Source organism: Mobilicoccus sp. (assembly GCF_032060985.1).
Taxonomy (GTDB): Bacteria; Actinomycetota; Actinomycetes; order Actinomycetales; family Dermatophilaceae; genus Mobilicoccus.
This window is the reverse complement of the sequence record NZ_DAMBGD010000013.1, coordinates 25,125-51,529: the sequence shown is the minus strand read 5'-3', so window position 1 is coordinate 51,529 and position 26,405 is coordinate 25,125. Positions and strand designations below refer to the sequence as shown.

Genomic DNA, 26,405 nt, shown 5'->3' with positions numbered 1-26,405 from the left:
GCGCTCACGCCGGTGACCGCCGCGAGGGGACCCCGGACGGCGAGCGCCCGATCGCCGGGGGCGGCGCCGAACCACGACCGTCGCGCCCCGGAGAGGCCCATCGGGCCGACCGCGCGGGCGGCGAGCGCGAGCCCGCCGCCGGCCGCGAGGGCGACGGCCGACGCGACGACGACCGCCGCGGCACCCTGCGGCGTCTGCGCACAGCCCGGCCCGTGGCACCCCACGGCGAACACCTTCGCGACGAGCGAGCCGCTCATCGCGAGCACGATGACGACGCCGATGACGATGCTGTAGATCGTGCCGAAGCGGGAGTCGCCCCTCGCCCGTGCGTGGCTGCCCCGGGCCTCGGCGAGGGCATCGAGGGCGTCGAGGGTCCACGCCCGGCGTTCCCGCAGGTCGGGGAGCTCAGTCAGGTCGTCGGACGGCGTGGTGGGCGACGCGGGCGAGGGGGAGGGCGGTGGCGCGGCGCCGTCGGCGGGGCTCACGATCCTGCGCCCGAGCGGCCCGGAACGCCCTCGCCGGCCGCCGCGTCCGGTCGGCCCAGACGGTCGCCACCGGCCGCACCACCCGCGGCGTCATCGCGGGGTGCGTTCTCGTCGGGCGCCTCGATCGGCACGATGCGTCCGCCGCATGCCTGCACGAGCGTCGCGTCGTGACTCGCCATGACGACGGTGGCGCCGCGGGCGGCGGCCTCGGCGAGGTAGCCGGCGAGCCACGCGCGACCGGCCTCGTCGAGGCGTTGCTCGGGTTCGTCGAGGACCACGAGGTCGAACGGACGCACGAGCGTGGTCGCGAGGCCGAGGCGGCGGCGTTGCCCGGAGCTGAGGGTGCCGGGGACCTGGTCGCCGACGTGGTCGAGGCGGAGCGCGGTGAGGGCGTCGTCGACGATCGTGTCGTTCGTGTCGTCGCCGTGCGCGCGGGCGAGGAGGTCGAGGTGCTCCCAGGCGGTGAGGTCGGGGAACCAGGCGAGGTCGTCCAGCACGGTCGCGACCCGGCGGCGGACCGCGGGATCGCGTTCGTCGTAGGGCCTCCCGTCGAGGAGGACCTCGCCGTCGTCGGGGGTCTCGGTACCGACGAGGCACCGCAGGAGAGTCGTCTTGCCCGCGCCGTTCCCCCCGACGAGGGCGACGATCTCGCCGGCCCGCGCCTCCAGTTCCACGTCGTGGAGGATGCGCCGGCCGGCGTAGGACTTGCTGAGGCCGCGGACCACGAGCCGCACCGGGGAGGAACTCACCCGGTCACGGTACGCGCCGCGTCGGTGCCGTCGCCGCCGTCGCCTCAGGCGGCGACGGCGAGCACTCGATCGGGCTCGAGGCTCAGGAGGCCATCGAGCCGATCATCCCGGTGAAGTACGGGATGAGCCAGAACGCCCACACCCCGACGGAGAACTTGTGGAACGCGTCGCGCTCGTTCTCCCGGTCACGCACGAGGACGACGACGGCCCAGACGAGGTGGACGGCCATGATGAGCAGCGCGGCGGCCCCGGTGACCGCCATGATCTGGTTGAGCATGCCCGCCGTGCCGGTGGTGTCGAGCCCGCCCGCCGCGGCGATGCGGCTCATGATCGTCGTGCCCGCGACGTCGAAGGTGAGGCCGAGGGCGAAGAACACCGCGTGCAGCCAGGTGAGGGTGCCGTGGCGGCGCTCGGCCCACACCCCGACCGTGTAGAAGACGAGCGCGAGGGTGATGAGGACGATGGCTGATGACAACATGCCTCCAGCCTCGTGCGGGGACCTCCCCCGCCACATCGCCCGCCGGATGGGTCCGGCCTCCATCGAACGATTGATCCCACCTGTCGGTACCCGCACCGAGGCTCCCGGGCGCCCGGCATGCTGGACCGCATGGACCCCAGGGACGACGAGGCGCGCGGCGTCGGTACCGGCGTCGGCGAGGTGCCCCGGGGTGGCCCGCCCGAGATCGAGGTGCGGGAACTCGCCGGGCGGGAGGCCGCGGAGGCCGTGACCCACCTCCTCGCGGCGGTCTGGGGAACGCCCTACGAGTCGGCGCCGATCCCCGGTGACGTCGTCGCCTCGGTCGCCACCTGGGGCGGATGCCTGCTCGGCGCGTACGTCGACGGCGAGCTCGTCGGCGCGACCGTGGGGATCGCCGCGGCGCCGAACTCCGCGACGCTCGCCTCGCTCATCGCCGGGGTCCTGCCGCACGCCAAGGGTCTCGGCGTCGGCCGCGCGCTCAAGACGGCACAACGCGAGTGGGCGGCCGCGCGAGGCGTCACCGCGATCGAGTGGACCTACGACCCCCTCGTCCGGCGCAACGCCCATTTCAACCTCGTGCGGCTCGGTGCCGACATCACGAGCTACCACGTCGAGCACTACCCGCCGATCCCCGACGGCATCAACGACGGCGATCCCACCGACCGCCTCCTCGCCCGATGGGACGTGCGCGACGCCGCGCCCCGCACCCCCGCGGAGGCGGACGACCTCCTCGCCGGCGGGGCGACGCTCGTGCTCGAGGAGGGTGACGACGGAGGACCGCTGCGCCACGGCGCTCCCGGGCAGGGATTGTGGCTGGTGGGCACGCCGAGAGACGTCGAGTCCCTCCGCTCCGCCGACCGTGCCGCCTCCCTCGACTGGCGGTTCGCGATGCGGGAGGTCTTCCTCGACGCGTGCGCGCAGGGGCGTCGCGTCGTCGGCTTCACGCGCTCCGGGGCCTACGTGCTCGCCCTCGCCGCACCGGACGTCCGGGACGTCGCCGCCCCTGCTGCCCACGCCCCCGAATCCGTCGGGACCGCCCAGGTCCCCACCACCCCCGACGCCGCCCCGCACGCCACCGGACAGGAAGGACCCCGCTGAGATGCGCCCGTTCGAGGTCGAACTCCGCCGCGCCGCCCTGAGGCTCGTCCGTCCGTTCCGAACCTCGCGCGGGGCGGAGACCGACAAGCACGTCCTCCTGCTGCAGTGGCGGACCGAGGGCCCGCACGGCCCGGTGAGCGGCTGGGCCGAATGCGGCGCCGACCCTGAACCGACGTACTACCCCGAGTACATCGACACGGTGACCCGGGCACTCGTCGACGTCCTCGTCCCGATGGCGAGGGAGGTCGCCGCCGCGGACGGCCCGTTCCTGCCCCGGCTGCGCACGGCCCTCGACGACGTCCCCGGCATGCCGCTCGCCAAGGCCGCGCTAGAGAGCGCCGCCCTCGACGCCGAACTCCGCGCCGCCGGCATGCCCCTGTCGACCTATCTCGGCGGACACCGCGACCGGATCCCCGTCGGCGTCTCCGTCGGCATCGCCGATTCGATCGACGACCTCCTCGACTGGGTCGGCGGGTACCTCGAGGACGGCTACCACCGCGTCAAACTCAAGGTGAGACCCGGGTGGGACGTCGAGCCCGTCCGCGCGGTGCGCGAGGCGTTCGGCGACGCCCTGCCCCTGCAGGTCGACGCCAACCAGGCCTACCGGACGAGCGACATCCCCCACCTGCTCACGTTCGAGAGGTTCGGCCTGCTGCTCATCGAGCAGCCGTTCCCCGCGGACGACCTGCTCGCCCACGCCCGGCTGGCCGCCGACCTGCGCACCCCCGTCTGCCTCGACGAATCGATCACCTCACTCGGGTCGGCGGCGGCGGCCATCGCCCTTCGCGCCACCGACGCGATCAACATCAAGCCCGCTCGGGTCGGCGGCTACCTCACCGCCCGGTCGATCCATGACCTCGCCGCCGCGCACGGCATCCCCTGCTTCTGCGGCGGGATGCTCGAGACCGGCGTCGGGCGGGCGATGAACCTCGCTCTGGCGGGACTTCCGAACTTCACGCTCCCCGGCGACATCTCGGCGACGTCGCGCTACTTCGCGCAGGACATCACCCAGTCCTTCGAGCTCGTCGACTCCTGCCTCGTGCCTCCGACCGGCCCCGGGAGCGGCGCGGACGTCGACCTCGACGCGGTGGAGGAGGTCACCTCCACCCGGATCACGTGCTGACTGCTCATCGACCGTCCACCGACCGTCCGCCGACCCCCGCGCACCGTCCGCCGTCGTGGCCCACCGCACGCCGGGAGGCCCCGCCCCGATGGGACCGAAGTCCCACCGCGGACTTAGAGTGACAGCGACACCACGACATCAGGAGGCAACATGAGCCGCACGGCCCGCATCGAACTCGATGGCACGTCGTACGAATACCCTGTGGTCGAGGGCACCGAGCACGAACTGGCCATCGACATCAGCAAGCTCCGGGCCGACACCGGGTACATCACCCTCGACGACGGATACGGGAACACCGGATCCTGCAAGTCCGCGATCACCTACATCGACGGCGACCAGGGCATCCTGCATTACCGCGGTATCCCGATCGAGCAACTCGCCGAGAAGAGCACCTTCATCGAGTCCGCCTACCTCGTCATCTTCGGGCACCTGCCCACCATCGAGGAGCGTGACCGCTTCGCGGGCCTCCTCACGGAGAACGCGATGATCGACGAGAGCATGAAGAAGCACTTCGACGCGTTCCCGCAGCAGACCCACCCCATGGCGATCACCTCGGCGATGGTCAACCTCGTCAGCGGTTACGAGCCCGAGGACACGATCATCAACTCCGAGGAGGAGTTCGAGCAGGCCGCCGCCAAGCTCATGAGCAAGGTGCGCACCATCGCCGCCGCGGCCTACAAGGCCTCCATCGGCGAACCGATCGTGTACCCCCGTTACGACCTGCGGTACGCCGAGAACTTCCTGCACATGATGTTCACGAAGCCGTACCTGCCGTACGAGCCGACTCCGGCCGTGTCGCACGCGCTCAACCTGTTCCTCCTCCTGCACGCCGACCACGAGCAGAACTGCTCCACCTCCACGGTGCGCATGGTCGCCTCCAGCCAGGCGAACATCTACGCGTCGTGTTCCGCGGGCGTCAACGCCCTCTGGGGTCCGCGTCACGGTGGCGCCAACCAGGCCGTCATCGAGATGCTCGAGCAGATCCGCGCCTCCGACATGGACGTCAAGGAGTACGTGAAGAAGGTCAAGAACAAGGAAGACGGGATCAAGCTCATGGGCTTCGGTCATCGCGTCTACCGCAACTTCGACCCGCGCTCCAAGATCCTCCGCACGGCGGCGGACGAGATGTTCGATGAGCTCGACATCCACGACCCGCTGCTCGACATCGCGCGCGAGCTCGCCGACGCGGCGCTCTCGGACGACTACTTCATCGAGCGCAAGCTCTACCCGAACGTCGACTTCTACTCGGGCATGATCCTGCGCGCCATGGGCGTCCCGCTCAACATGTTCACGGTGATGTTCGCCATCGGTCGTATGCCGGGCTGGATCGCGAACTGGAAGGAGATCCACGACGACCCCAAGGGTCGGATCTACCGTCCGCGCCAGGTCTACGTCGGCCCCACCGACCAGCACTGGGTGCCGCGCGAAGAGCGCTGAGCACGCGGACTCCCGCATTTCCGACAGAGCCGGGCGACCCCCTCGACGGGGCGCCCGGTTTCGTCGTCTGCGGGTAGGCAGGTGGGTGCGGTGCGGAGGCCTGCTCTCCCGGGGCCCGGTGATCGGGAGCGCCGGAGGTCCCACGTGCGAGAGCCGGGTGCGGTGGCGGGGCCTCAGGTGCGGTAGCGCACGAACGCCGGGGCGAGGGCCGCCGCGAGGACGACCCCGACGACGGTGAGGATCCCGCCGCCGACGATCGTCCAGCCCGCCCCGATCACGGGGGCCGCGGCGCCGTGTGCCACGTCAGCGAGCCGCGGTCCGCCGGCGACGACGACGATGAACACGCCCTGGAGGCGGCCCCGGACCGCGTCGGAGGCCGAGGCCTGGAGCATGCTCTGCCGGAACGCCGCCGAGGCCATGTCCGCGGCGCCGCCGATCGCGAGCCCGACCGCGGCGAGGGCGAGCAGACCGGCGGAGGGGCCGTCGGCGAGGAGGACGGCGACCCCCAGCAGGGTCACGGCCCCACCCCAGACGACGATCGAGACGACGACCGCGAGGCCCTGCCGCCGCACCCGTGACACCCAGCCCGAGACGACCCCGCCGAGGACGACGCCGACGGGCATCGCGGCGAAGAGCACGGCGTAGGCGAGGCCGCCACCGGGTGGGCCGCCGAAGGAGACGTGGGCCACCTCGGGGAAGAGGGCCCGCGGCATCCCGAAGAACATCGCGATGAGGTCCACGACGAACGACATCCGCAGGACGGGATGGCCGCTGAGGTAGCGGAACCCGTCGACGACCGACTGCAGGCCCGGCCGTCCGACCGCCCCCTCGACCGGGAGCGGCGGCAGCGACGTGACGGCCCACAGGGTCGCGAACAACGTGATCGTGTCGATGAGGTAGAGCCAGGACAACCCGATGACGGGGATGAGGACACCCCCGAGGAGGGGCCCGACGATGGCGCCGGCGCCGAACAGCGTCATCGAGAGGGAGTTCGCCGCCGGCAGCAGGTCGGCGTCGAGGATCTTGGGCAGGACGGCGCTGCGGGTGGGCTGGTTGACGGCGAAGAACGCCTGCTGGACGGCGAACAGCGACAACAGCAGCCACACGTTGCGGTTGCCGGCGATCGCCTGGGCGAAGAACGCGGCGGTCGTGAGGATGAGACCCCATGTCGTGACGGTGAGCAGGCGGCGGCGGTCCATCGCGTCGGCGAGTGCGCCGCCGTACAGCCCGAACACGACGAGCGGGACGAGCCCGAAGAGGCCGGTGAGTCCGACGTACGCGGACGAGCCGGTGATGACGTAGATCTGTGCGGGCACCGCGACGATCGTCAGTTGGGCCCCGATGACCGTGGCGATGTTGGCCGTCCACAACCGCCGGAAGTACGGGTTCTTCAGGGGGCGGGTGTCGGCGAGGTGAGCCCGCAGCGGCATCGGGCCGATCAGCCCCCCACCGGCGGAGGGCTCGACGGCACGGCGACGAGCGGGATGTCGTGCTCGGTGGCCCAGCGCTCCCACTCGGCGGCCGGACGGGTGGCGAACGCGGCCGTGAAGTCCTCCGCGGAGCCGTCGACGTCGAGCGCGGCGAGGGTGCGCCGGAGGAAGTGGGGTTCGAGGGCGGCGAGCGCGACGAAGCCGTCGGCGGCGGCGTAGACGGCGTACGCGGGGTAGCCGCCGCCGAGGAACCCGCCGGGGGCGGTGAGGCCATGGCGGGAGGCCGCGGCGAAGTCGTGAGCGGCGTCGGAGAGGGCGACCTCACGGCGGCATCCGGTCCCCGTCGCATCCCGGAGCCGGAGCGCGACGAGCGCCTCGGAGACGGCACGTTCGGCGCCGCCGAGGTCGGCGATGAGCGTGGCGGGAAGGGCGGGCGGACGGAGGAGACCCTCGACCGCTTCGTAGGTGAGGTCGTGCCCGGCGATCTCGGCGTCGGCGCCGGGGTGTCCGACGATGTCGACCTGGACGAGACGCGGGTACCGGGCGTGGAGGGTGTCGAAGTCGATGCCGAGTCGTCGCAGGGCGGAGGGGCGGGAGGAGGTGAGCAGCACGTCGGTCTCGGCGAGCAAGGCGCCGAGACGGTCCCGCGGCTCGTCCTGTTTGAGGTCGAGGGTGCACAGGTCCTGGCCTTCGTGCAGCGCCTCGAACCACGTGTCGGAGTACTGCGCCAGGGGGTCGCCGGACGGCGGCAAGACGGTCGTGACGTGCGCCCCGAGTTCCTGCAGACGCCGGGCGGCCACCGGCCCGGGGACGTTCAGCGCGACGGTGACGACCCGCACCCCGGCCAGGGGTGTGGCCTCGGAGGCGGCGAGCCCCGCCACGGATTCGACGGCGGACCCCGCGGCGAGCGCAGTCGTGGGGTCCGCACCGCCGTCCGCGGTGGACACGTCGGCGGAGGGCGCACCCACGCCGGCGGCCATCTGCGCGCGGAGGGTCTCCGGGCTCTGATTCATCGGTGACTCCTGCATCGGCGTGGGACTCATCGCCGTTCCTCGTCGTTCCACAGTGCGGCCGTCGCCTCGGAGAGGGCGAACGCCTGACGTCCGTCGCCGGTGCCTGCGAGCCAGGCCGTGTGGATCGGTTCGAGGCGGCGCCAGTCGTCGTCGGTCATCGCGTACCAGGCGGTGTCGCGGTTGCGACCCTTGTAGACGAGGGCGTTGCGCCAGGTGCCCTCGTACCGGAATCCGAGGCGCAGGGCCGCCGACCGCGACGGGGCGTTGAGGTCGTCGCACTTCCACTCGTACCGCCGGAACCCGGAGGCGAAGACGTGCCGGGTGAACAGGGTCATGGCCTCGGTGGCTGCGGGGCTGCGCCGCAGCCGGGTGCCGTAGCTGATCGCGCCGATCTCGACCGATCCGAGCGCCGGTCGAACGCGCAGATAGCTCGCCATGCCCAGGACGACGCCCTCCGGGTCCGTGATGACGTGGGGCGACCAACCGGGGGACGAGAGGTAGCCCTCGACGATCGCGCGCATGTTGTCGACGGAGGTCGGCGGCTCGGGGCCGAGGTAGGTCCACTGGGCCCGGTCGGGGCCGAGGGCCTCCCACAAGCCGGCAGCGTGCTCGGGCAGCAGCGGTGCGACGGCGACGTCACGGCCCGTCGTCGTGAGGGGGGTGAGCGCCGTGGGGGGTGACCACGACACGGGCCGCCCGACGGGCTGCCCGAACTCGTCCATGCGCGCCATGCGCGCCATCCTGTCAGACGCACCGCCACCTGCGCCTCGACATCACCGGGGTCAGATCCCGGGCGGGGCCGCAGGAGTTCGGGGCCGGGGCTGCAACCGCGCCGTGCGCTGCTCGCGGGTCAGGTGTCCGTCATCCACGGCGTCGTTCCTCGACCAGTCGTTCGCGGGTGACCTCGATCTCGCCACCCATGCCGACGCCGGCGAGTTTCCCCTCGATCGACGGATGCGCGACCTCGTCGACCTCGTAGGTGAACTCGGCGTAGTCGACGGTGCCGTTCCGGACCTCGGCTGAGTCCGGGCCGGCGCCCCACGTCTCGGTGACGAGATTCAGCGAGCGTTGCGCCGGGGATTTCTCGTCGAGCAGCCCGGCTCCGCGGGAGGCCTGGGCGAGGCCCATCTCGAACCGGCGCGCCTCCGCCGGTGTGAGCAGGCGCGCCCACCGCTTCTCGTACCGGTTCGACCCCTCGGTCGGGGTCGAACGGCTCGTGAGCACGAGGACACTCTGGCCGTCGGCGGCGTGACGCACCCGCGCCTCCACCTCACCCACCGACCCGTAGGTCTTCTGGTGGACCGTGCCCTTGTCGAAGGCGGGGTGCCCGGCCTCCCACCGACCGGCGAGGGTGAGCGCCGACTCCCGGCTCCCATCCCTGCCCCACTGCGACCGGGTCCGCGCGAGGACGCTCCCCTCGATCCCCAGGGCGCCGACCTCGTTGCCGGTCTTGACCGTCGGCGCAGGCCCGCCGTGGGCCACCGCCGACGCCGCGAGCCGCGCCTCCCCGGTGATGCCGACCACGTCGGGTCTCATCTTTCTCAGCGCACCCGGACCTCGGGTGGCCAGGGCCACGCCGAACGCCAGCGCCGTGCGCTCCGCCTCGGCCCTGGTCGCTGAGTACCAGAGCAGGTCCGAGCCGACGGCGACGCCGAGCTCTGCCGACGCGCTCGGGAGCATCTCCAGGGCGTCCTTGCCTGCGCCGACCTGGAGTTCCGCGATCGGGGGTTCCACGACGACCCCCGCGGACCCGGTGGCCGTGAGACGCGTGGCCCATCGTCCGTCGGAGAGCTGGGACTGCTCCACCCGGTAGGTCACACCGCCCTTGACGATCTCGAACTGTCCCGTGGCCGTGGCTCCGTAGACGTCCCGACCGACCACGACCGGTCCGTACGCATCGGCGCCCGGCCGAGGGATCGCCCCGGGCGGAGCGAGTCGTCCGATGGCCGTCGCCGCCCCGGCGGTGGCCTCCGAGACCTTCTCCTTCAGCGAGGTCGCCTCCTGGAGGAGGACGTCGAACTCGTGGCGTAGCGCCTGGACCTGCGGGTCGTTGCCGGCTTGATACCTGGGCCAGGGCGTGGGGGTGGCCAGATTCAGCTCGTCGGCCGCCGACACGGCCAGCGCGGTGCGCTCCTGCAGCCGCTGCCACGCCCGCTCGGCGGTGGCGCGGACGAGGTCCATGCGGCGCATCGCGTACTCGATCGTGGTGGCGCAACGGTCGAGTTCACGCTCCAGACCGGAGAACGCCTCGTGCGCCGAGGCGAGCATCGGGCGGTACGCCGTGCGGGAGCGCCGGTAGGCCTCGGCCTCCGAGCCCGACCAACTCGCCGCGGCGGCACCCACGAGCCTGCCGTCCCACTCCCGTGCCTGCTCGGCCAGGGTGCGAGAGGTGCGCGCGGCGGCGCGCATCACCTCGGGCCGCACCTCGATCGTGAACCGCTCCCGAGGAAACGGCGCGACGGTGCTGATCGGCGCGCCGGCACCGGTCGGGACGTGGAACACCGCACCGGGGCCCCCGTTCGGGCCGGCGGATTCGCGTCGGGCGGGCCGTGCGCCCGGCGGTGACGACGACTCGCGGCCCACCCCAGCCGTCGCCGTCCTCACCACGGCCGCACGCCCCTCACGCCGTTCCACATCGACGCCGAGGAGGCGTCCGCGCCCTCGATCGCCCCGGAGGCGGCGCTCACCGACGTCGCGAGGCTCGACAACGACATCGACCAGCGCGACAGCGAGGTCTCCCACGTACTCCGGAACCGGGCCGCGGCGTCCTCCACCGCGCGGGCGTCGACCCCGACGCCCTGGAGTGGACGGGTGCGCGTGGCGCCCGCCGCGTGCGCGACCTCGGTCAACGTGCGTGCGGTCGCACGCAGGTCGTCGGTGTCCGCCGCGAACGCGGCGTCCCCGCCCGCGATGTCGTTGCTGCTCATGTCTGCCCCCCGTGTCGTCGTCGGGACACCAGTCCACCGCGACACGTCGGGCCGTGAACCCATCGGCGACGCGCTGTGGACGACCGGCGCGGCGCGATCAGGGGTGTGGACGGCGCCTCAGCGGCGCTCCGCCGTGATCAACGCCGACAGCCGCTCCACGGCCGCCTCGAACTCCGCCCAACTGACGCCTCGGTCCTCCGGGCGCAGGTCGACGTGGATGGACCCGCCGGGCTCGATCTCGGCGAACGCGACCTCCGAGACGTCCTCCGCGCCCTGCTGGCGCAGCGCCTCCCGCAACTCCGTGCGGGTGATGCCCAGGCGGCGCAGATCCGCGTCGATGACGGCCCCGTCCCTCACCAACGACGTCGGCGTGCCCTCCAGGAGCCACCGCACGCGCGGGCTGCGGTCCGCCCAGCGGTCCAGCACGGCGTTGACGAGGACGAGCACGGTCGCACCGATGAGACCGCCGGTGAGGGTGACGTCGTTGCCGATGATCGCGTTCTGCACGACGTTGGAGAGCAACAGCACGACGACGAGGTCGAGGTTGTTCATCTGCGCCATCAATCGCTTCCCGGCAACGCGGATGAGGACGGCGATGCCGAGATACACGAGCACGGTGCGCACGATCTTCTCCGCCACGGACACGTCCATGACGAACAGGTCGGGCAGAAGCGGATCAACGGCGCCGGTGACGAGGGAGGTGACCGGGGCGAGGGCGGCAGCGGCGGTGAGGGACATCGGGACTCCTGGATCCTCGGGCGCCCGACCCACCGCTCGCGGGCCGGTCTCGCCGACCCGAGGAACCCTAGACGAGGCTCAGACGGCGAAACCGGGGCTCGTGCGCCCCAACCATTCGAGCGAGGGCGCGATGTAGGGCTCCCAGACCTCGGCCCGGTGGGCGCCGGAGGACAGCACGGTCGGGGTGAGGGACATCGGCGGCCGGGCGGCCGCGGCGAGGGCCTGGCTCGTGCGTCCGGAGAGCTTGTCGACGGTCGACGTCAGCGTCCACAGGGCCACCGCCGGCGGGGCGCTCCGAGCGAGGGCGACGAGGTCGTACCGGCGACCGGCCGGGCTGTCGGGGGTGAACGGGATGTACGGCGGATCGAGAGCGGGGTAGGCGTACCCACCGAGGGAGATCGCCGCGCTGTAGGTGTGCGGGTGCAGCATCGTCGACATCAGGGCGCACCAACCCCCGGCGCTGTACCCCATCGAGGCCCACGACTCCCGGTTCGAGCCGACGCGGAAGTTCTCGTACACCCAGGCGGGGACGTCGGTCGTCATCCAGGTCTCGATGGCCGGGTCGCCGGGACGTCCGCCGTCGACGCACTCGGTGTCGAGGCGATCCGGCGCCCAGTGCGGGATGACGAGAAGCGGGAGGGCGATCCTGCCCCGCTCGTGGAGGCGGTGGAGCACAGCGTCCATGTGGAACACGGTGAACGTCGCGAGCGGCGCCGGCAGGTAGCCGTGCGAGATCTCGATCACCGGGAACTGGGCCGCCGGCTGCTGGTCGTAGGCCGGGGGGAACCACACGGTGACCTGCCCGGTGACGCCGCTGGACCGGCCGGGAACGGAGATCGTCTGATAGCCGCCGTAACTCGTCTTCGTGAGCTGCAGGGGCAGGTGGCCTCGGCCACTCGTGGAGAGCGCTGCGAGCGGGCTCGGCCCCGTGGGCGTCCGCGCGGCCTGCGCCGCCGCGGCTCCCCGAGTGGCCTGCGCCGGCACGACCTCCTGCCCGACGAGGTCGCTCCACACGTCCGACCACGACCCGTACCACCCGTACTGGGCGTTGATCGGCACGAGGACGTTGAGAACCGCGAGAACCATGACGACGAGCAGCCCGACGACGCGACGAAGGACGCCGAGGACGGTGTTGCGGCCGGCGGCGTTCCACCGCACGACGATCCACACGAAGGCGACGAACAGCGCCACCCTCACGAGGATGACGAAACCGCTGCTGGTGATGCTCAACATGGCGCTCCGTTCGACGGACGCGAGGATGCGCTTCCGACCTGTGCCTCACCTGGGCGATCGCCGGAGGTTGTCCTCATCCGCTCCGCTGGTCGACCGTCACGGCACCCGGGCCCCACCGGGACGAGCCTGGGCCCCGGCGGCGCGCTCTCGGGTCGAGGCCGGGCACGGTCAGGGCGGCGGCCCCTTCAGTCGACGAGCGAGCGTTCGCGGATCGACGCGCGCCCGGCCTCCTACTTCGGGCTCTGCGACAGCCCGGAGCACTGGATCGCCTGCTCGTTGAGGCGGTCGAGGCGGGGCCGGGAGTCGACGGCCTTCTGCGGCACCCCCGCATTGGAGATGAGCTTGGGCGACCACGTGTACGCCGTGACGAGGGAGGGCCCCGAGGAGCGGTCCGGCTCCTGCGCGCGGCCTCGTTCCCGTGCACGATTCGCATCGACGGTCACCGTGAGCACACCCGAGGACTTCGACGCGAGGCTCGTGTTGTACCAGACGAAGTTGCCGGTGCCGTACCCGACGAAGGCCCGGCCCTTCCAGCCCGAGCCCTGCGGTCGGTGGGCGTGGGTACCGACGATGACGTCGACCCCGGCCTCCTCGAGGATCCGCGCGGACTCCACCTGGCGTTCGTTGGGGCAGTTCGACCCCTCGGTGCCCCAGTGCAGGAACGCCACGACGACGTCGTGCGTCGCCACCGTCTCCTTGGCCGCCTGGGTGAACCGCTCACGGCGGATGTTCTGGGCGACGCCGGGAGAATCGGGGCCCGCCGACCAGTTGGCGTAGGTCTCCTCGGGGACCTCCATCGAGGAGATCACCCCGACCCGCACCCCCTTCACCATCGCCGTGAGGGGTTCGTACGCCTCCTTCTCGTTCGCCCCGAACCCGACGACCGGGATGGGGCTCGTGCGGATGGCCGCCAGGGTGTCCTCCACACCCTGGCGGCCGTAGTCGGCGGCGTGGTTGTTCGCCATCGTCACCGCATCGACCCCACCGGCGGCGAGCTTGTCGAGCGCCTTCGCCGGAGCGCGGAAGGTGTACGACTTGGCGGCCGCCTGGCCACGCTCGGTGATCGCCGTCTCGAGGTTGACCATGGAGAAGTCGGCCGACGCGAGTTCGGGGAGGCGACCGCCCCACGTCTCGTCCGAGTCCTGGAGCAGCGCGGCGACCTGGCGTTCGAAGTGGACGTCACCGGCGAACGCGAGGGTGATGGCGTCGGGGTTCGCCGGGGTCGACGCCGCTCCGTCGGGTGATCCCGGGGTCGACGGCGCCGAGGCCGCCGCGGCGGGGGTGACGACGTGCGAGCCCTCCGGGAGGTTCGCCTCCTGCCCGTCGTCCGCGCCCCCGCATCCGGCGAGCAGCAGTGCGGCGGCGACGGCGATCGGCGTCATCGCCCGTCGGCGTCCACCCGCATCGCAGCGCGGGTCCGGCGTTCGGTGCGTGCGCGCGTCGTCGATCGTCGGGGCCCCCGAGGCAGTCGTCATGGCCGCAGCGTAGGTCAGCCGACACCCCCCGCGCCGTAGGCCGACCCGAAGCGGCGGAATAGCCTGACGAGCATGGAATTCCGATACCTCGGCGACAGCGGGCTCAAGATCAGCGAGATCACCTACGGCAACTGGCTCACCCACGGCAGCCAGATCGAGAACGAGCAGGCGCGCCGGTGCGTCCGCAAGGCCCTCGACCTGGGCATCTCGACGTTCGACACCGCCGACGTCTACGCGAACACCGCCGCCGAGACCGTCCTCGGCGAGGCGCTCCAGGGCGAGCGACGCGAGTCCCTGGAGATCTTCACGAAGGTCTACTGGCCCACCGGCCCCCGCGGTCACAACGACACCGGCCTCTCGCGCAAGCACATCATGGAGTCGATCGACGGATCGCTCACCCGCCTGCAGACCGACTACGTCGACCTCTACCAGGCGCACCGCTACGACGTGGAGACCCCGCTCGAGGAGACGATGCAGGCGTTCGCCGACGTCGTGCGCGCCGGCAAGGCCCTCTACATCGGCGTGAGCGAGTGGACCGCCGACCAGATCCGCGCCGGCCACGCCATGGCGAAGGACCTCGGGATCCAGCTCATCAGCAGCCAGCCGCAGTACTCGATGCTGTGGCGCGTCATCGACGAGGAGGTCGTGCCCACCTGCCGTGAGCTCGGCATCTCCCAGATCGTGTGGAGCCCCATGGCGCAGGGCGTGCTCTCGGGCAAGTACGCGCCAGGGCAGCAGCCCACCGAGGGCACCCGCGCCGCCCACGCCGAGGCCGGGGGCGCCATGGGCGACTTCATGAAGGACGACGTCCTCGCCGCCGTCCAGAAGCTCGCGCCCGTCGCCGACGACGCGGGCCTGTCGATGGCGACCCTCGCGATCGCCTGGGTCCTGCAGAACGACAACGTCGCCGCGGCACTCGTCGGCGCCTCCCGTCCCGAGCAGCTCGAGGAGAACGTCAAGGCCGTCGGCGTCCGGCTCGACGACGAGATCATGCGCCGCATCGACGAGGCCCTCGGCGACGTCGTCCAGCGCGACCCCGGCCAGACCGCCGCCCGCTCCCCCAAGGGCCGCGCCGTCTGAGCCGCTGGATGGCAGGGCCCTCGCGGGCGACCGCGCGCGGCCTTGCCGTCCGACGGCGATGACGACCCCGCCCCGGTCACACGCCTGCCCCGGGCCTCACCCCGGTGCAGAGGCCCCCGACCCGCACCCCGCACCGCCACCGTTCTTGGTGGACCGGGTGGACAGGGTGGACGTCAGACCCCGGCGGCGAGCCTGGCCGCGAGGCCGCTCGCCCGCCGCGCTCGGCGGTGGAGGGCCGCGCGGATGGTGTCCTCGTCGCCGACGAGGGTCACGGACCGCCTGGCACGCGTCACCGCGGTATAGAGCAGCTCCCGTGTGAGCAGCGGTGAGTCGCCGGGCGGGAGGATGACGGTGATGTCGTCGGCCTCGCTGCCCTGGGCCTTGTGGACGGTCATCGCGTGCATCGTGTCGACGTCCGAAAGACGCGTGGCCGCGAGGATCATCGGTCCGCCCGCCGCGGCGAGGACCGCCCGCGGTGGCGCACCGACCTCCTCGGGGGCGAGGACCACCCCGGTGTCGCCGTTGTACAACCCGAGGGTGTGGTCGTTCGTCGTGACGAGCAGCGGGCGGCCGACGTACATGACGTCGTAGAGCGGGTCTGCCGTCTCCTCGGTGAGCCACGACTCGACACGCCTGTTCCACGTGCGCACGCCGTGGGGCCCCGACCGGTGGGCACACAGCACCCGGTGACGACCGAGGGCCTCGAGCGCCCGCGCAGCATCCCCGGCCCGGGCGGCCTCACGGACCGACGCCGCGTGCTCGACCAGTCGCGGCCTGATCGCCGGAGCCGGGTCCTCGGCGTCGACGAGCCGCATCCCCTCCCCGTCACGGAGCACGGCGAGCACCGCCTCGACGTCTCCCTCGCGGACCCCGCGGGCGAGCTCACCGATCGCACCGGAGTACCGGTGCGAGCCCGTGAGCCGGACGATCGTCGCCACCCGGGCGCCCCGCTCCTCCGCGCCGCGCCCGTCTCGGTCGTCGTGAGCCCCACTCGTCGGGGGCGGTTCCTGTCCCGCCTGGACGCTCGTGAGGTCGCGCGCGCCCCCGAGGCCACCCACGAGGTCACCGAGTACGGCGCCGGCGTCCACGGAGGCGAGCTGGTCGGCGTCGCCGACGAGGACGAGACGAGTGGTCGGGCGCAACGCCTCGAGCAGCCGCGCGGTGAGCGTGAGGGAGAGCATCGAGGACTCGTCGACGACGACGACGTCATGCGGCAACGTGTTGGTGCGGTCGTGCCGGAACCGGGTGCGGGAGCCGGGGCGCCAGCCGAGGAGTCGGTGGAGCGTCGACGCCTCGAGCCCGTCGAGCCGGGCTCGCGCGTGGGGCGGGAAACCCGCGGCGGCGTCGGCGACCGCCTCCTGCAGGCGGGCCGCGGCCTTGCCGGTGGGGGCGGTGAGGGCGATGCGCGGCGGGGAGTCGGTCGTGTCCTCGAGCTGGTCGACGAGCACGGCGAGGAAGCCGGCGATCGTCGTCGTCTTGCCGCTGCCCGGTCCCCCGGTGAGCACGCCGGTACCGGCGTGGACGAGACGCGCCGCGGCCTCGCGCTGCTCCGCGTAGCCCGGGTCGGGGAACACGTCGTCGAGCCGTGCACGGAGTCGTGCCGCGTCGATCCGTGGGACAGCGACATCGCGCCGCAGGAGGAGGTCCGTGCAGACGCTGCGCTCCTCGGCCCAGTAGCGGTCGAGGTACAGCAGACCACCCTCGAGGTGCAGCACCCCGGCCTTGACCAGCGGACTCGCGGCCACCCCCGCCTCCCACCGCCCCGGGTCGGGCCACGGCAGGACATGCGGAGCCACGCCCCCGGGCCCGGCTCCGCCCAGTTCCTCCGACAGGTCGGCGCCGGCCGCGTGGTCGGGGCGACTGCGAGCCTGCTCGCCCTCGATCACGGTGCGGGTGGGGGTCATGGATCCTTCGACCGCGAGCGTGTCGACGGCCTCGTCGACGCCCTCGTCGACCACCTCCGGCGCGAGCGTGTGCGCCTCCGCGAGGCGAAGGCAGGTGGAGCCGTCCCGCACGACGCGGACGAGGAGGGCGAGGGCGAGCCACACGTCGGGGTCGCCCTCCCCCGCGAGGGCGGAGAGCCGGGTGGCGACGTGGACGTCGGCGGCGCGGAGGTACCCCGCCGCGTTGAACGCCGCGAGCGGCTCAGGCGCCCGCAGCGCGAGCCGCGCTTCGACCGCCCGTCCCGGCGCGACGGTGGGCACTCCCGGGGAGAGGGCCGCGGGCGACGCGGCCACGGATGGCGCGAGGGGGGCGGGCGCGACCGAACCCGGCATCGAGGGAGGGGGCGAACCGGGGGGCGCCGAGGAGAGGCCCGTCGACGCGGCCGACGGCTGCGGTGCGGGGGATGTCCTTCGGGTGGGGCCGGTCATCGGGCTCCTCCGTCGAGCAGATCCGAGATCTCTTCGATGAGCGCGGCCGGCGGCTGCCACGAGAAGACGCCGCACGGACGGCCCTCGACCATCGGGGTGTCGGGTCCGCACATGCCGCGAACGTAGAGGTAGAGCACGCCACCGAGATGCCTCCCCGGGTCGTACCCGGGCAGCCGCCACCGCAGGTACCGGTGGAGCACGACGGCGTAGAGCAACGCCTGGAGCGGATAGTCCGAGTGCCCCATCGCCGCGTCGAGGTGCGCGGGAACGTAGGCCGCCGCGGTGAGAGGCGCCTCGAAGGGCCCGAGCCAGTTGGTCTTGTAGTCGGCGACGAGGTAACGCCCGTCGACCCGCATGACGACGTCGAGCGATCCCGTGAGGTAGCCGCGCAGGAGCTGTCCACCGAGCTCCGGCCGGCCGAGTTCGGCCGCGTACGGCCGGATCGGGTCGCCCTCGGGCAGGTGGGTCCGCAACAGCGCCGCGATCCGTCCCAGCCGGACGTCGGCGAGATCGGCGTGGTGGGCCTCGGACGGACCTCCCCCGCGGCCGTCCTCGGCACGAGCGTCCCGTCCACGACGAGCCCCAGGGACGCCTCGCGCGTCATCACCACCGCCGAGCGGCAGCTCGAAATCGACCTCGCACAGCCGATCGTGCCGCCCGATGTCGCGCAGGGTGACACCGGGCGCGAGGGGGCCGAGCGGGGAGTCGCAGACGGCGACGAGGGCATCGGCGAGCCTCTCGTCGTCGAGCTCGACGGGCCAGCGCACCTGCTGCTCACCGATGTGATGCAGGAACTCCGTCCGCAGGTCGGAGGCCTGGGGGTCGGCCTCCTCGAGGACGGCGTGGACGAGGGAACCGAACCGGGTACCGAGTGGCAGATCGGCCATCGGTGAGGGCAGGTCGCCCGGCAACGGCGGGGGTTCCGTGACGGGCAGGGCCGCCTCGTCCTCGAGGCCGATGACCTCCGGTTCGCTCGTGACGACGGCGCCGAGGGCGTGCACGCCGGCGTCGCGGGTGAGGGCGCTGTAGCTCGTGCGACGCCAGTCGAGGTCGACCGTGCGGGTGAAGTGGCGCACCCCGAGGGCGTGTGACGGTGCGGTGATGGACGGTTCGACGCTCTGCCGCCGGATCGCCTGCTCGACCACGGGCCCACCGACGGACTCCCACCGGCGCAGGGTGGCCACGGTCTCGGCGTCCCCGCCGACCGGCACCTGGTCGGGCACGCGCCCCTCGCCGGGCGCCCGGCCGAGGAGGAGCCGGTGCAACGGCGCACCGACGGTGTTCGCCGTGGGGGCCCACCACGTGACGACCTGGGCGCGGGCACGGGTGAGCGCGACGTAGGCGAGCCGGAGGGACTCGCCCGCCTCCTCGGTGGCATGGGCCGACAGGGCTGCGCGCCGCCCGGGGTGGCGACCTCCGACGTCGAGCGCGCCCGCCCGGTGACCGTCGGCGTCGGGCGGCAGGTGATAGGTGGGGCGCGCCGGCTCGGGGACGTACCGGTCCCACAGGTACGGCACGAAGCACACGTCGTACTGCAGCCCCTTGCTGCCGTGGATCGTGACGAGCTGGATGGCCGCCGCATCGCTGTCGAGGCGGCGACGTCTCGTGGAGCCACCGGCGCGTCGCGCGTCGTCCCGCAGGTCGACGAGACGGGCGATGAGCGCGGGCAGACCGAGCCGTCCGCGGTGCGCCTCCTCGTGGAGGATCTCGGCGAGGTGGCGCAGATCGGTGAGATCGCGCTCGCCACCGAAGCGCGCGAGGATCCTCGCCGAGAGGCCTTCCGCGTCGAGCATCGCCATCACCGCGGCGAGACCCCGCGTGGCGAACAGGTCGGCGTATCGGCGCATCCGCGCGGCGAGGGAATCGGTGAGGCGGTCGCCTCCGGCGTCGAGGTCGGCGGCGGAATACCCGAGCAGATCGGTGAGGGCCGCCGCCCGCACGAGACCCGTGCGGTGCGGGGAGTCCATCGCCACGAGCAGCGCGAGCCAGTCCGCCGCCGCGGGCGTTTCGAGCACGCTGCCGGTCCCGGCGAGGACAGCGGGGATCCCGGCCGCGGCCAAGGCGTCGCGGACCGCCTGGAGCTGGCGGGAGGTGTGGGCGAGGACGGCGACGTCACCGGCCCGCACCGGGCGGCGGTCCGCCCCCTCGCCGAACGTCGCACCGGAGGCGAGGAGGGCGCCGATCTCGCCCGCGACGTCCTCGGCCACCAGGGGCCGCATCGTGGCGACCGACGGCAGCCGCTCCGCACGCCACCCGATCGTCGACCGGTCGAGGACGCGAAGCCGGAACGGCGCCTCCGACGGCGCCCCCACGAGCCGCGGCCCGGGATGCGCCGCGGAGACCGGGCGGACGACGATGCCCTCCTCGCCGAGCTGGGCGCCCTCGAGGACGACCTGGAGCGGAGCGAGGAGCGTGCCGTCGGTGCGGTGGTTGCACCCGAGGGTGCGCTGTTCGCCCGCGGCGGCCGCGGCGTCGAGATAGGCGACGATGTCGCCGCCTCGGAAGGCGTAGATCGCCTGTTTGGGGTCGCCGATGAGGACGAGGGTCGCGTGCCCCGCGAAGGCGCGCCGGAGCACGGCCCACTGCACCGGGTCGGTGTCCTGGAACTCGTCGACGAGGACGACCTTCCACCGGTCTCGCATGCGTTGCGCCGCCGCGGAGGGCTCACCGTCACGGTCGACGAGCTCGTCGGCCAGACGGCTGAGCAGGTCGTCGTACCCGAGGAGACCCCCGCGGCGCATCCGCAACGCCATCTCCTCACGCACGGCGCGGGCGAACCCGACGCGGCGACCTGCCGGAGACGCCGGGGGCGCGTCGGCGGGTTCGATGCGGGCTTGCGGCTTGCCGACGACGTCGGCGGCGATGTCCCGGGCCTCCGCGAGCGAGAAGGTGGGCGAGGCCTCATCGTGGGCGAATCCGCGCAGGTAGAGGTCGTCGACGACCTCCCGCAGCAGATCGCTCACGTCCTCGACGAGCCGGGCGTCACGGTCGGTGTCGCCCGCGACACCGAGGGAACGGAGCACCGTCTGACAGAACCCGTGCGTGGTCGCGATCGTCGCCGAGTCGAACCCGGCGAGGGCGTCGACGAGGCGGGCGCGGCGCACGGCGATGTCCTCGGCGGGTGCGTCGAGCAGGAGACGCACGAGCGGGTCGCGTCGGTGCGGCGGGGGCGGGTCGGTGAGGGCGCGGACGGCCTCGACGAGGTGATCACGCACCCGGGCTCGCAGCTCCTGACTCGCCGCTCGGCCGAACGTGACGACGAGCATGTCCTCCAGCGAGGCCTCGCCCTCGGCGACGTACCGGGTGACGAGGGCTCCGATCGTCCACGTCTTGCCCGTGCCGGCGCTCGCCTCGAGGAGCACGGTGCCGGTGGGCAGCGGTGCCGTGATGTCGAACGTCCGTGGTTGCGCCGGGGACACCGTGGGCGGCGCCTCCGACAACGTCTCGGCCGCACCCGTCGCCGCCGCGGGGCCGCGATCGCTCATCACACCCGCCTCCCGTTGCTCAGCTCCGGTTCCCAGACCCGCATGGCGTACCGCCCGAAGCGGGTGGGTTCGCCGTTCCACGTCTCGTCGGGCAGGGCACCCGTGAACAACACCTCGAGGGGGGCGTTCTCGCCGTGAACGTGCGTGAACGCCGGATCGGCGTGTTCGCCCGGGAACGCGTTCGCCGCTCTGCCGGTCTCCCACCTGCTGCGGGCGGCGTCGACGGGTGCGGTGACGTCACGCCCGGCGCCCGGCTCGTCGGCCTCGACGTCGCGTCGTCGTGAGGCGGCCTCCGCGTAGGCGAGCGAGGACTTGGGCGGCAGCGGGATGGGCTCGCACAGGCCCCGGTCACGGACGTCGACCAGCTCGGCAAGCCACCGCGCCGCGGCCTGCGGAGGCAGCGGCCCCCACGCGCGATGCACCGCTCCCCCCCGCTGACGTGCGACGACGTGTGCCGTCCAGGGCTCGTCGGGGTGGGCGACGGTGAGGGCGAGGAGGTCGATCCAGGCCTTCATGCGAGACCTCGCCGACAGCGACGAGTACGTGAGGGTGACGACGTCCGTGCCGTGCACGCCGGTGACGGTGCCCGTCACTCGTCGTCCACCGGGGAGGGAGGCCGTGAGGTCGACGGATCGGGCCGGGCCGACCCGCACGGGCCCGGCGGCCGCCATGAGGGCGTGGACCACCCCGACGACGTCGGTGACCGTGCGCTCCCCCAACCGGGCCGGTGGGACGAGCCCGCGGGCGGACTCGGCGCGGACGGCGTTGTCGGGGTGCACCCCGGCGAGCGCGTCCCGGAGGATGCGGTCGCCCACGCCCCAGGTGCCGAGGCCGTCGAGCTCGACGGGGATCGCGTCGAGCTCGGACTCCTCGTCGCGAAGGGTCTGCACGTCGAGGCGGCCGCGGAGGAAGGCCCGGACGGGGTTGGCGAAGAAGGCCTGCAGGTCGTCGAGGGCGACGTCACCCCCGGCGTCCGGCGCAGGGGGGAGGGGGCCCTCGAGGAAGGGGCGCGCCGGAGTGCGTCCTCCGGCGAGCGCGCGGGCACCCTCGTAGGCGGCCCGATCGAACGTGGCCGGCGCCTCGGCGCGCAGCAGCGACGGGTCGAACGGCTGCAGCGGGTGGGTGTGCAGGACGCGTGGCGTGCCCTTCTCGTCGGTGGCGCCCTCGGCGAGGCCGGCGACGGCATCGAGGAGTTCGCCGACCGGCACCGAGGGCGGACGGGTCGAGCCGTCCACGTCGCTCGCTCCGCTGTAGGTGAGGACGAGGTGCTCCCGCGCCGCCATGACGGCGTCGAGGAGGAGCTGCCGGTCCTCGCTGCGCCGGTCGCGTTCGCCGGTGAGGGGGTCGCGGAGGAGGACGTCGTCACCGTCGAGCGTCTCCGAGCGGGGGAACGCCCCGTCGTCGAGGGCGACAAGGGCGACGACCCGGTGCGGCACCGACCGCATCGGCACCATCGTGCACACGGTGAGGGTGCCGGTTCGGAAGTTCGCGCGCGTGGGCCGCCCCCCGAGTCGACGTTCGAGGAGACGCCGCACGTCGGCGAGACGCATGTGGGTGTCGGTGCGGGCGGAGTGCGCGACGGATTCGAGTTCGTGGTCGAGCTGCACCTGCTGCCACTCGTCGACGACGGCGACCGCGGTGAGGGCGGCGACCCCGGCGCGGAGAGCGCCCATCCACTCGCCCACCCCGTCGGCGAGGCGGATCGCGTCGAGCACGGCGGTGACCCGGTCGGCGAACTCCGAGAACCGACCGACGAGATCGATGTCCCCCGAGCCGACGTCGTCGACGGGCAGCACGGGGCCGAGGTGATTGCGGTCGACCGGGCCGACGTCACCGGCGACACCATCGCCCGCCGCGCCCGCACCGCCCGACCCCGACCTCGACACGGCATCGGCCATCGCGACGCCCAGGAGCAGTCGGTCGAGCCCGGTGCGCCACGTGTTCTGCTCGAACGCGGCGAGCCGGTAGGTGTCGCGGTGCGCGGCGTCGAGGCCCCAGCGGATGCCGGACTCGGCGATCCAGGCCTCGATCTTCTCCAGCGCGTCCTCGTCGAACCGGAACCTCCGGGAGACGGCGGGGTGAGTGGCGAGGTCGAGCATCTGCGACACGGTGACCCGGCCCGCGGCGAGGTCGAGCAGGGCGAGGGTGACGGCGAACAACGGGTTGGTGGCGACGAGGGCACGGTCGGCGAGACGGACGCGCAGCCCGTGGGCGGGGTGGGCGAACTCACCGGCCTCGTCGCCCAGACCGAACGCGGCGCCGAACAGAGGCGCGTAGTCCTCGATGTCGGGGACCATGACGAGGATGTCGCGGGGCTCCAGCGTGGGGTCGTCCTCGAGGAGCCCGGTGAGGACGTCGCGCAGCACCTCCACCTGCCGGGCCGGGCCGTGACAGGCGTGCACCCCGATCGAGTCGTCCCGGGGGTCGAACACCCGACCGAGGCGACGCTCGGCGTCGGCCGGACGGTCGTCGGCGAGGTCCTGCTGCAGCCACCCGAGCATCGTGCCCCCCGGCGACGAGCCCGGCCGGACGAGTGCACCGGGTCCGCGCTGGTCACCGAGGTCGTCCGGGTCGCCGGACACCGGTCCCTCGTCGATCGCCCCGACGCCGGCCAGGCTGCGCTGCAGTTCCCGGGCATCCCGCCCGAGGGAGGCGAGGAGAGGGTGCCGGACGAGGCGGACGGACGTGTCCTGCGCCCGCCGCACCGGCCCGTGCGCCACGACGTCGGCCAGACGTTCCCACGCGACCGGCGAGGCCTGCGGCAACCACAGGTGCACCTCACGGTGCGCGGCAAGGGCGGCGAGCAGTTCGACCTCGGTGCCGGCGAGGCGGGTGTGGCCGAACATCGACAGCCGCGGGGGGAGGTCGGGGTCGACCGACCCCGACCGCAACGCGCCGACGACCGCTGCCTGCCGCAGGTCGGGCGGCAGCCGCGGATCGAGCTCACCCCCCAGCACCTCGGGGCCGACCTCGAGAGCCCCCTGTGGGCCGGCGATGTGGTCGACGACGCGCCGCCACAACGTCGCCTGCCACGAGAGATCACCGATCGTCTCGGTGTCGTCCTCGCCGCGCCTCCAGGCGGTGAGCAACGCGGGCCGCTGGAGGGCGTAGTCCGCGAACAGCGCGGCGAGGTGGCGGGCGACGGCGTACCGACGACCGAGCCTCACCTCGGCCTCGAGACCATCGAGACCGTGCCCGAGATGACGGGCCACGGTGCGCAGCCACGGCTCCTCGAGGTGCGCGTCGAGGACGTCGAGCACCGCCCACGTGAGGCGGTCGAGGGACCAGGGGTCGTCGGCACCGCTGCCCGAGAACGTCGAGCGGCGACCGGTGAGCATGCCGACGAGCGAGGCCGGGGAGACGAACCGGACTCCCGCGCACACCCCGTCGGCGCCGAAGACCGTGGCGCCCGTGGTGCCGAGCCGGTGGGAGAGCTGCTGGGTGAGCCACCGTTCGATGCCCTTGGCCGGGACGACGACGACCTCCTGCACAAGGGGGTCGGGCAACGGGTCGGCGAGCAGGCGCGCGAGGCCGGCCGCGAGCGCCGCGGTGTCGGTACCGCGGTGCAGGTGCAGTGCCATCTCGCCCTCCTCGTGCGCGAACCGGGCCCGGGCGGAGCCCCGACCCTCCCACCGTCGCACGCGAGTTCGGCCTTCGGCCCGCTGCGTCGTGGGGTCGTCCCGAAGCGTAGATCCCGGCACCGACAACCCGTCGAGCTGCCCTTGCCCGCCCGGAGATCGACGGCGGACGGTCTCATCACCGCCCACCTCGACACCGCGAGACCCGGAACCGCAGGGCCGGTCTGGCCCGCTCGGCGAAAGGGATGATCGGCACCCGACCCGGCGTCGACGTCGGCACCCGGGAATCGCGAGCGGCCCCACGGGCACCGCCGGCGATCAGATTCGCGACGCCGAGCCTCCGGGCACGGGGTGCGGTGGGGAGGGTCCCGGTCGGTGAGGGCCTCTCTCGCCCCTACGCGCCCGAGCTCCACCGGCCGGGGTTCGCCGCAGCCTCCGCGGGACGACGGGCACCCGTGGGATCGTGCGCGTCGACGCGACGGGCCGGCACCTCAGCGGCGAGTGCGTCCTGCGGCCTCGATCCGATCCCCGAGCCTGCCAAGGATGCGTTCGAGGGCCTCGAGGTCCTCGTCGGGCAAGTCGTCGAAGAAGATCCCCTTGACGAGCCGGGAGTGTCCCGGCGCCGCCTGGACGAGCCGCTCGCGGCCCTCGTCGGTGAGCACGGCGAATGCGCCGCGACCGTCCTCGGGGCACTCCTCGCGGCGCACGAGGCCACGATGCTCCATGCGGGTGAGTTGGTGGGAGAGGCGACTGCGTTCCCACTGCAGGGCGTCGGCGAGTTCGGCGATGCGATCCCGCTCCCCCTCGGCCTCGCTGAGCTGCACGAGGACGGCGAAGTCCGCGATCGACAGCCGGGAGTCCTCCTGCAACTGCGCGCCCATCGTTCCGGGCAGCGCGCCGGTCACGGCGAGCCAGCTGCGCCATACGCTCTGGCGACGATCGTCCAACCACGGCGAATCGGTCATGGACCGATTATGCCAGTGATGCATCATCTAGTCGGGTGACTGAGACGCAAGACCAAGTGCCGGCCTGACCGACCGGACGAATCGCCCTGGCACTCCGATGAGTCGGTGGCACGCAGGAGGACGACGGCCCCGAGGAGGCCCGTGAGGTCGCATCGCCACGGGAGAGGCCACGACGGCACGGCGGCGAGCGGACACGACGGCCGGTCCCTCGAGGGGACCGGCCGCCGGTCGCTCCGGGGCGGCGAGACGGGTCAGGCGGCCCGGGTGGTGTCGGTGGTCGGGATGTCGGTCGGGCTCGTGCCCGTGGAGGGGACCGTGGTGGGGGTCCCGTCGTCCGGCGTGGCTGTGCCCTGCCCAGGCGTTCCCTGCTGCGGCGAACCCTGCTGCGGCGTCCCCTGCGACGCGTCCGGCCCGCGCCGGTCGCCCATGCCGGGGCCGCCGGGGCCGCCGGTGCGGACCTCGATCGTCGCGAGGTCCTTGCTCACCTCGACCATGACCCGCGCACCGGACTTCGTGCCCATGACGTCGTAGGACCCGTCCGGGTCCTTCATCACCCTCTCGATCGTCACGGCCGAGTCCTTCTTCGACACCGCCTCCTCCACCTTGCTCAACTCCTCACCGGTCACCTCGGTGTGCCGGTGCCGCATCCCCGGCCCGTGGCCGTGACCGCCGCGTCCGTCGGGACCGCCGGTGCGGACCTCGATCGTCGCGAGGTCCTTGCTCACCTCGACCATGACCC

At 73.0% G+C, this 26,405-nt stretch carries 18 protein-coding genes and 1 pseudogene; 4 read left to right on the top strand and 15 right to left on the bottom strand.

Features of this window, described 5'->3' with window-relative positions:
- Nucleotides 1-481: 481 nt before the first annotated feature.
- Nucleotides 482-1,234, bottom strand: a complete 753-nt coding sequence (locus RT054_RS11045) for an ABC transporter ATP-binding protein (RefSeq protein ID WP_312721888.1) — start codon at nt 1,232-1,234, stop codon at nt 482-484.
- A gap of 82 nt (nt 1,235-1,316) precedes the next feature.
- Nucleotides 1,317-1,712: an HsmA family protein gene (locus RT054_RS11040; RefSeq protein ID WP_312721891.1), complete on the bottom strand. Its 396-nt coding sequence runs from the start codon at nt 1,710-1,712 to the stop codon at nt 1,317-1,319.
- Between the two features lie 129 nt (nt 1,713-1,841).
- Between RT054_RS11040 and RT054_RS11035 the strand changes: the two genes are divergently transcribed.
- The 3 genes from RT054_RS11035 (at nt 1,842) to RT054_RS11025 (ending at nt 5,370) form a co-directional block, all read left to right on the top strand.
- Nucleotides 1,842-2,810 carry a GNAT family N-acetyltransferase gene (locus RT054_RS11035; RefSeq protein WP_312721894.1) on the top strand — a complete coding sequence of 323 codons (969 nt, stop codon included), beginning with the start codon at nt 1,842-1,844 and terminating at the stop codon, nt 2,808-2,810.
- 1 nt (nt 2,811) lies between these two features.
- Complete coding sequence (gene menC, locus RT054_RS11030; protein WP_313023613.1) at nt 2,812-3,933, top strand: o-succinylbenzoate synthase; 1,122 nt, start codon at nt 2,812-2,814, stop codon at nt 3,931-3,933.
- Between the two features lie 150 nt (nt 3,934-4,083).
- Complete coding sequence (locus tag RT054_RS11025; RefSeq protein ID WP_313023612.1) at nt 4,084-5,370, top strand: citrate synthase; 1,287 nt, start codon at nt 4,084-4,086, stop codon at nt 5,368-5,370.
- Nucleotides 5,371-5,543: 173 nt separating this feature from the next.
- Here the strand turns inward: RT054_RS11025 and RT054_RS11020 are convergent, their stop codons facing one another.
- From RT054_RS11020 to RT054_RS10985, 8 genes are all read right to left on the bottom strand, one after another.
- Entirely contained in the window at nt 5,544-6,800 is a 1,257-nt protein-coding gene (locus RT054_RS11020; RefSeq protein WP_313023611.1) for an MFS transporter, read from the bottom strand.
- A gap of 8 nt (nt 6,801-6,808) precedes the next feature.
- A complete protein-coding gene (locus RT054_RS11015) occupies nt 6,809-7,813 on the bottom strand; it encodes a CoA transferase (protein ID WP_313023609.1) in 1,005 nt (334 codons plus the stop codon).
- 26 nt (nt 7,814-7,839) lie between these two features.
- Nucleotides 7,840-8,544, bottom strand: coding sequence for a GNAT family protein (locus tag RT054_RS11010; protein WP_313023608.1), 705 nt, complete (start codon nt 8,542-8,544; stop codon nt 7,840-7,842).
- Nucleotides 8,545-8,674: 130 nt separating this feature from the next.
- On the bottom strand, nt 8,675-10,315 hold the full coding sequence (locus RT054_RS11005; protein ID WP_313023607.1) for a hypothetical protein: 1,641 nt from the start codon (nt 10,313-10,315) through the stop codon (nt 8,675-8,677).
- Nucleotides 10,316-10,413: 98 nt separating this feature from the next.
- On the bottom strand, nt 10,414-10,740 hold the full coding sequence (locus RT054_RS11000; protein ID WP_312721915.1) for a hypothetical protein: 327 nt from the start codon (nt 10,738-10,740) through the stop codon (nt 10,414-10,416).
- Between the two features lie 117 nt (nt 10,741-10,857).
- Complete coding sequence (locus RT054_RS10995; RefSeq protein ID WP_313023606.1) at nt 10,858-11,478, bottom strand: YetF domain-containing protein; 621 nt, start codon at nt 11,476-11,478, stop codon at nt 10,858-10,860.
- 78 nt (nt 11,479-11,556) lie between these two features.
- Nucleotides 11,557-12,711, bottom strand: a complete 1,155-nt coding sequence (locus tag RT054_RS10990; RefSeq protein ID WP_313023604.1) for an alpha/beta hydrolase-fold protein — start codon at nt 12,709-12,711, stop codon at nt 11,557-11,559.
- Between the two features lie 230 nt (nt 12,712-12,941).
- Nucleotides 12,942-14,186: a CapA family protein gene (locus tag RT054_RS10985; protein ID WP_313023603.1), complete on the bottom strand. Its 1,245-nt coding sequence runs from the start codon at nt 14,184-14,186 to the stop codon at nt 12,942-12,944.
- A gap of 72 nt (nt 14,187-14,258) precedes the next feature.
- Between RT054_RS10985 and RT054_RS10980 the strand changes: the two genes are divergently transcribed.
- Complete coding sequence (locus RT054_RS10980) at nt 14,259-15,266, top strand: aldo/keto reductase family protein (RefSeq protein ID WP_312721076.1); 1,008 nt, start codon at nt 14,259-14,261, stop codon at nt 15,264-15,266.
- A 173-nt stretch (nt 15,267-15,439) separates the two neighbouring features.
- Here RT054_RS10980 and recD read toward each other — a convergent pair whose 3' ends face one another.
- The 5 genes and pseudogenes from recD to RT054_RS10955 form a co-directional block, all read right to left on the bottom strand.
- The gene (gene recD / locus RT054_RS10975) at nt 15,440-17,503 is read right to left on the bottom strand and encodes an exodeoxyribonuclease V subunit alpha (RefSeq protein WP_313023602.1); all 2,064 of its coding nucleotides are present in this window, start codon (nt 17,501-17,503) and stop codon (nt 15,440-15,442) included.
- A gap of 131 nt (nt 17,504-17,634) precedes the next feature.
- Nucleotides 17,635-21,123, bottom strand: a complete 3,489-nt coding sequence (locus tag RT054_RS10970; RefSeq protein WP_313023601.1) for a UvrD-helicase domain-containing protein — start codon at nt 21,121-21,123, stop codon at nt 17,635-17,637.
- Nucleotides 21,123-24,704, bottom strand: coding sequence for an exodeoxyribonuclease V subunit gamma (gene recC, locus RT054_RS10965; protein ID WP_313023600.1), 3,582 nt, complete (start codon nt 24,702-24,704; stop codon nt 21,123-21,125). Before recC ends, RT054_RS10970 begins: the two co-directional genes overlap by 1 nt.
- Nucleotides 24,705-25,192: 488 nt before the next feature.
- Nucleotides 25,193-25,666 (bottom strand): MarR family winged helix-turn-helix transcriptional regulator, encoded by a 474-nt coding sequence (locus RT054_RS10960; RefSeq protein WP_313023599.1) that lies wholly within the window; start codon nt 25,664-25,666, stop codon nt 25,193-25,195.
- Between the two features lie 251 nt (nt 25,667-25,917).
- Nucleotides 25,918-26,405: pseudogene (locus tag RT054_RS10955) on the bottom strand (hypothetical protein); the annotation flags it as partial.

Excerpts from the sequence above, each read along its gene's own strand:
- RT054_RS10970 (WP_313023601.1), bottom strand. The coding sequence starts at position 21,123 with ATGAGCGATCGCGGCCCCGCGGCGGCGACGGGTGCGGCCGAGACGTTG.
- RT054_RS11035 (WP_312721894.1), top strand. The coding sequence starts at position 1,842 with ATGGACCCCAGGGACGACGAGGCGCGCGGCGTCGGTACCGGCGTCGGC.
- RT054_RS11040 (WP_312721891.1), bottom strand. The coding sequence starts at position 1,712 with ATGTTGTCATCAGCCATCGTCCTCATCACCCTCGCGCTCGTCTTCTAC.
- recC (WP_313023600.1), bottom strand. The coding sequence starts at position 24,704 with ATGGCACTGCACCTGCACCGCGGTACCGACACCGCGGCGCTCGCGGCC.
- RT054_RS10995 (WP_313023606.1), bottom strand. The coding sequence starts at position 11,478 with ATGTCCCTCACCGCCGCTGCCGCCCTCGCCCCGGTCACCTCCCTCGTC.
- menC (WP_313023613.1), top strand. The coding sequence starts at position 2,812 with ATGCGCCCGTTCGAGGTCGAACTCCGCCGCGCCGCCCTGAGGCTCGTC.
- RT054_RS10985 (WP_313023603.1), bottom strand. The coding sequence starts at position 14,186 with ATGACGACTGCCTCGGGGGCCCCGACGATCGACGACGCGCGCACGCAC.
- RT054_RS11000 (WP_312721915.1), bottom strand. The coding sequence starts at position 10,740 with ATGAGCAGCAACGACATCGCGGGCGGGGACGCCGCGTTCGCGGCGGAC.
- RT054_RS11020 (WP_313023611.1), bottom strand. The coding sequence starts at position 6,800 with ATGCCGCTGCGGGCTCACCTCGCCGACACCCGCCCCCTGAAGAACCCG.
- RT054_RS11015 (WP_313023609.1), bottom strand. The coding sequence starts at position 7,813 with ATGAATCAGAGCCCGGAGACCCTCCGCGCGCAGATGGCCGCCGGCGTG.
- RT054_RS11010 (WP_313023608.1), bottom strand. The coding sequence starts at position 8,544 with ATGGCGCGCATGGACGAGTTCGGGCAGCCCGTCGGGCGGCCCGTGTCG.
- RT054_RS10960 (WP_313023599.1), bottom strand. The coding sequence starts at position 25,666 with ATGACCGATTCGCCGTGGTTGGACGATCGTCGCCAGAGCGTATGGCGC.
- RT054_RS11025 (WP_313023612.1), top strand. The coding sequence starts at position 4,084 with ATGAGCCGCACGGCCCGCATCGAACTCGATGGCACGTCGTACGAATAC.
- RT054_RS10980 (WP_312721076.1), top strand. The coding sequence starts at position 14,259 with ATGGAATTCCGATACCTCGGCGACAGCGGGCTCAAGATCAGCGAGATC.
- RT054_RS10990 (WP_313023604.1), bottom strand. The coding sequence starts at position 12,711 with ATGTTGAGCATCACCAGCAGCGGTTTCGTCATCCTCGTGAGGGTGGCG.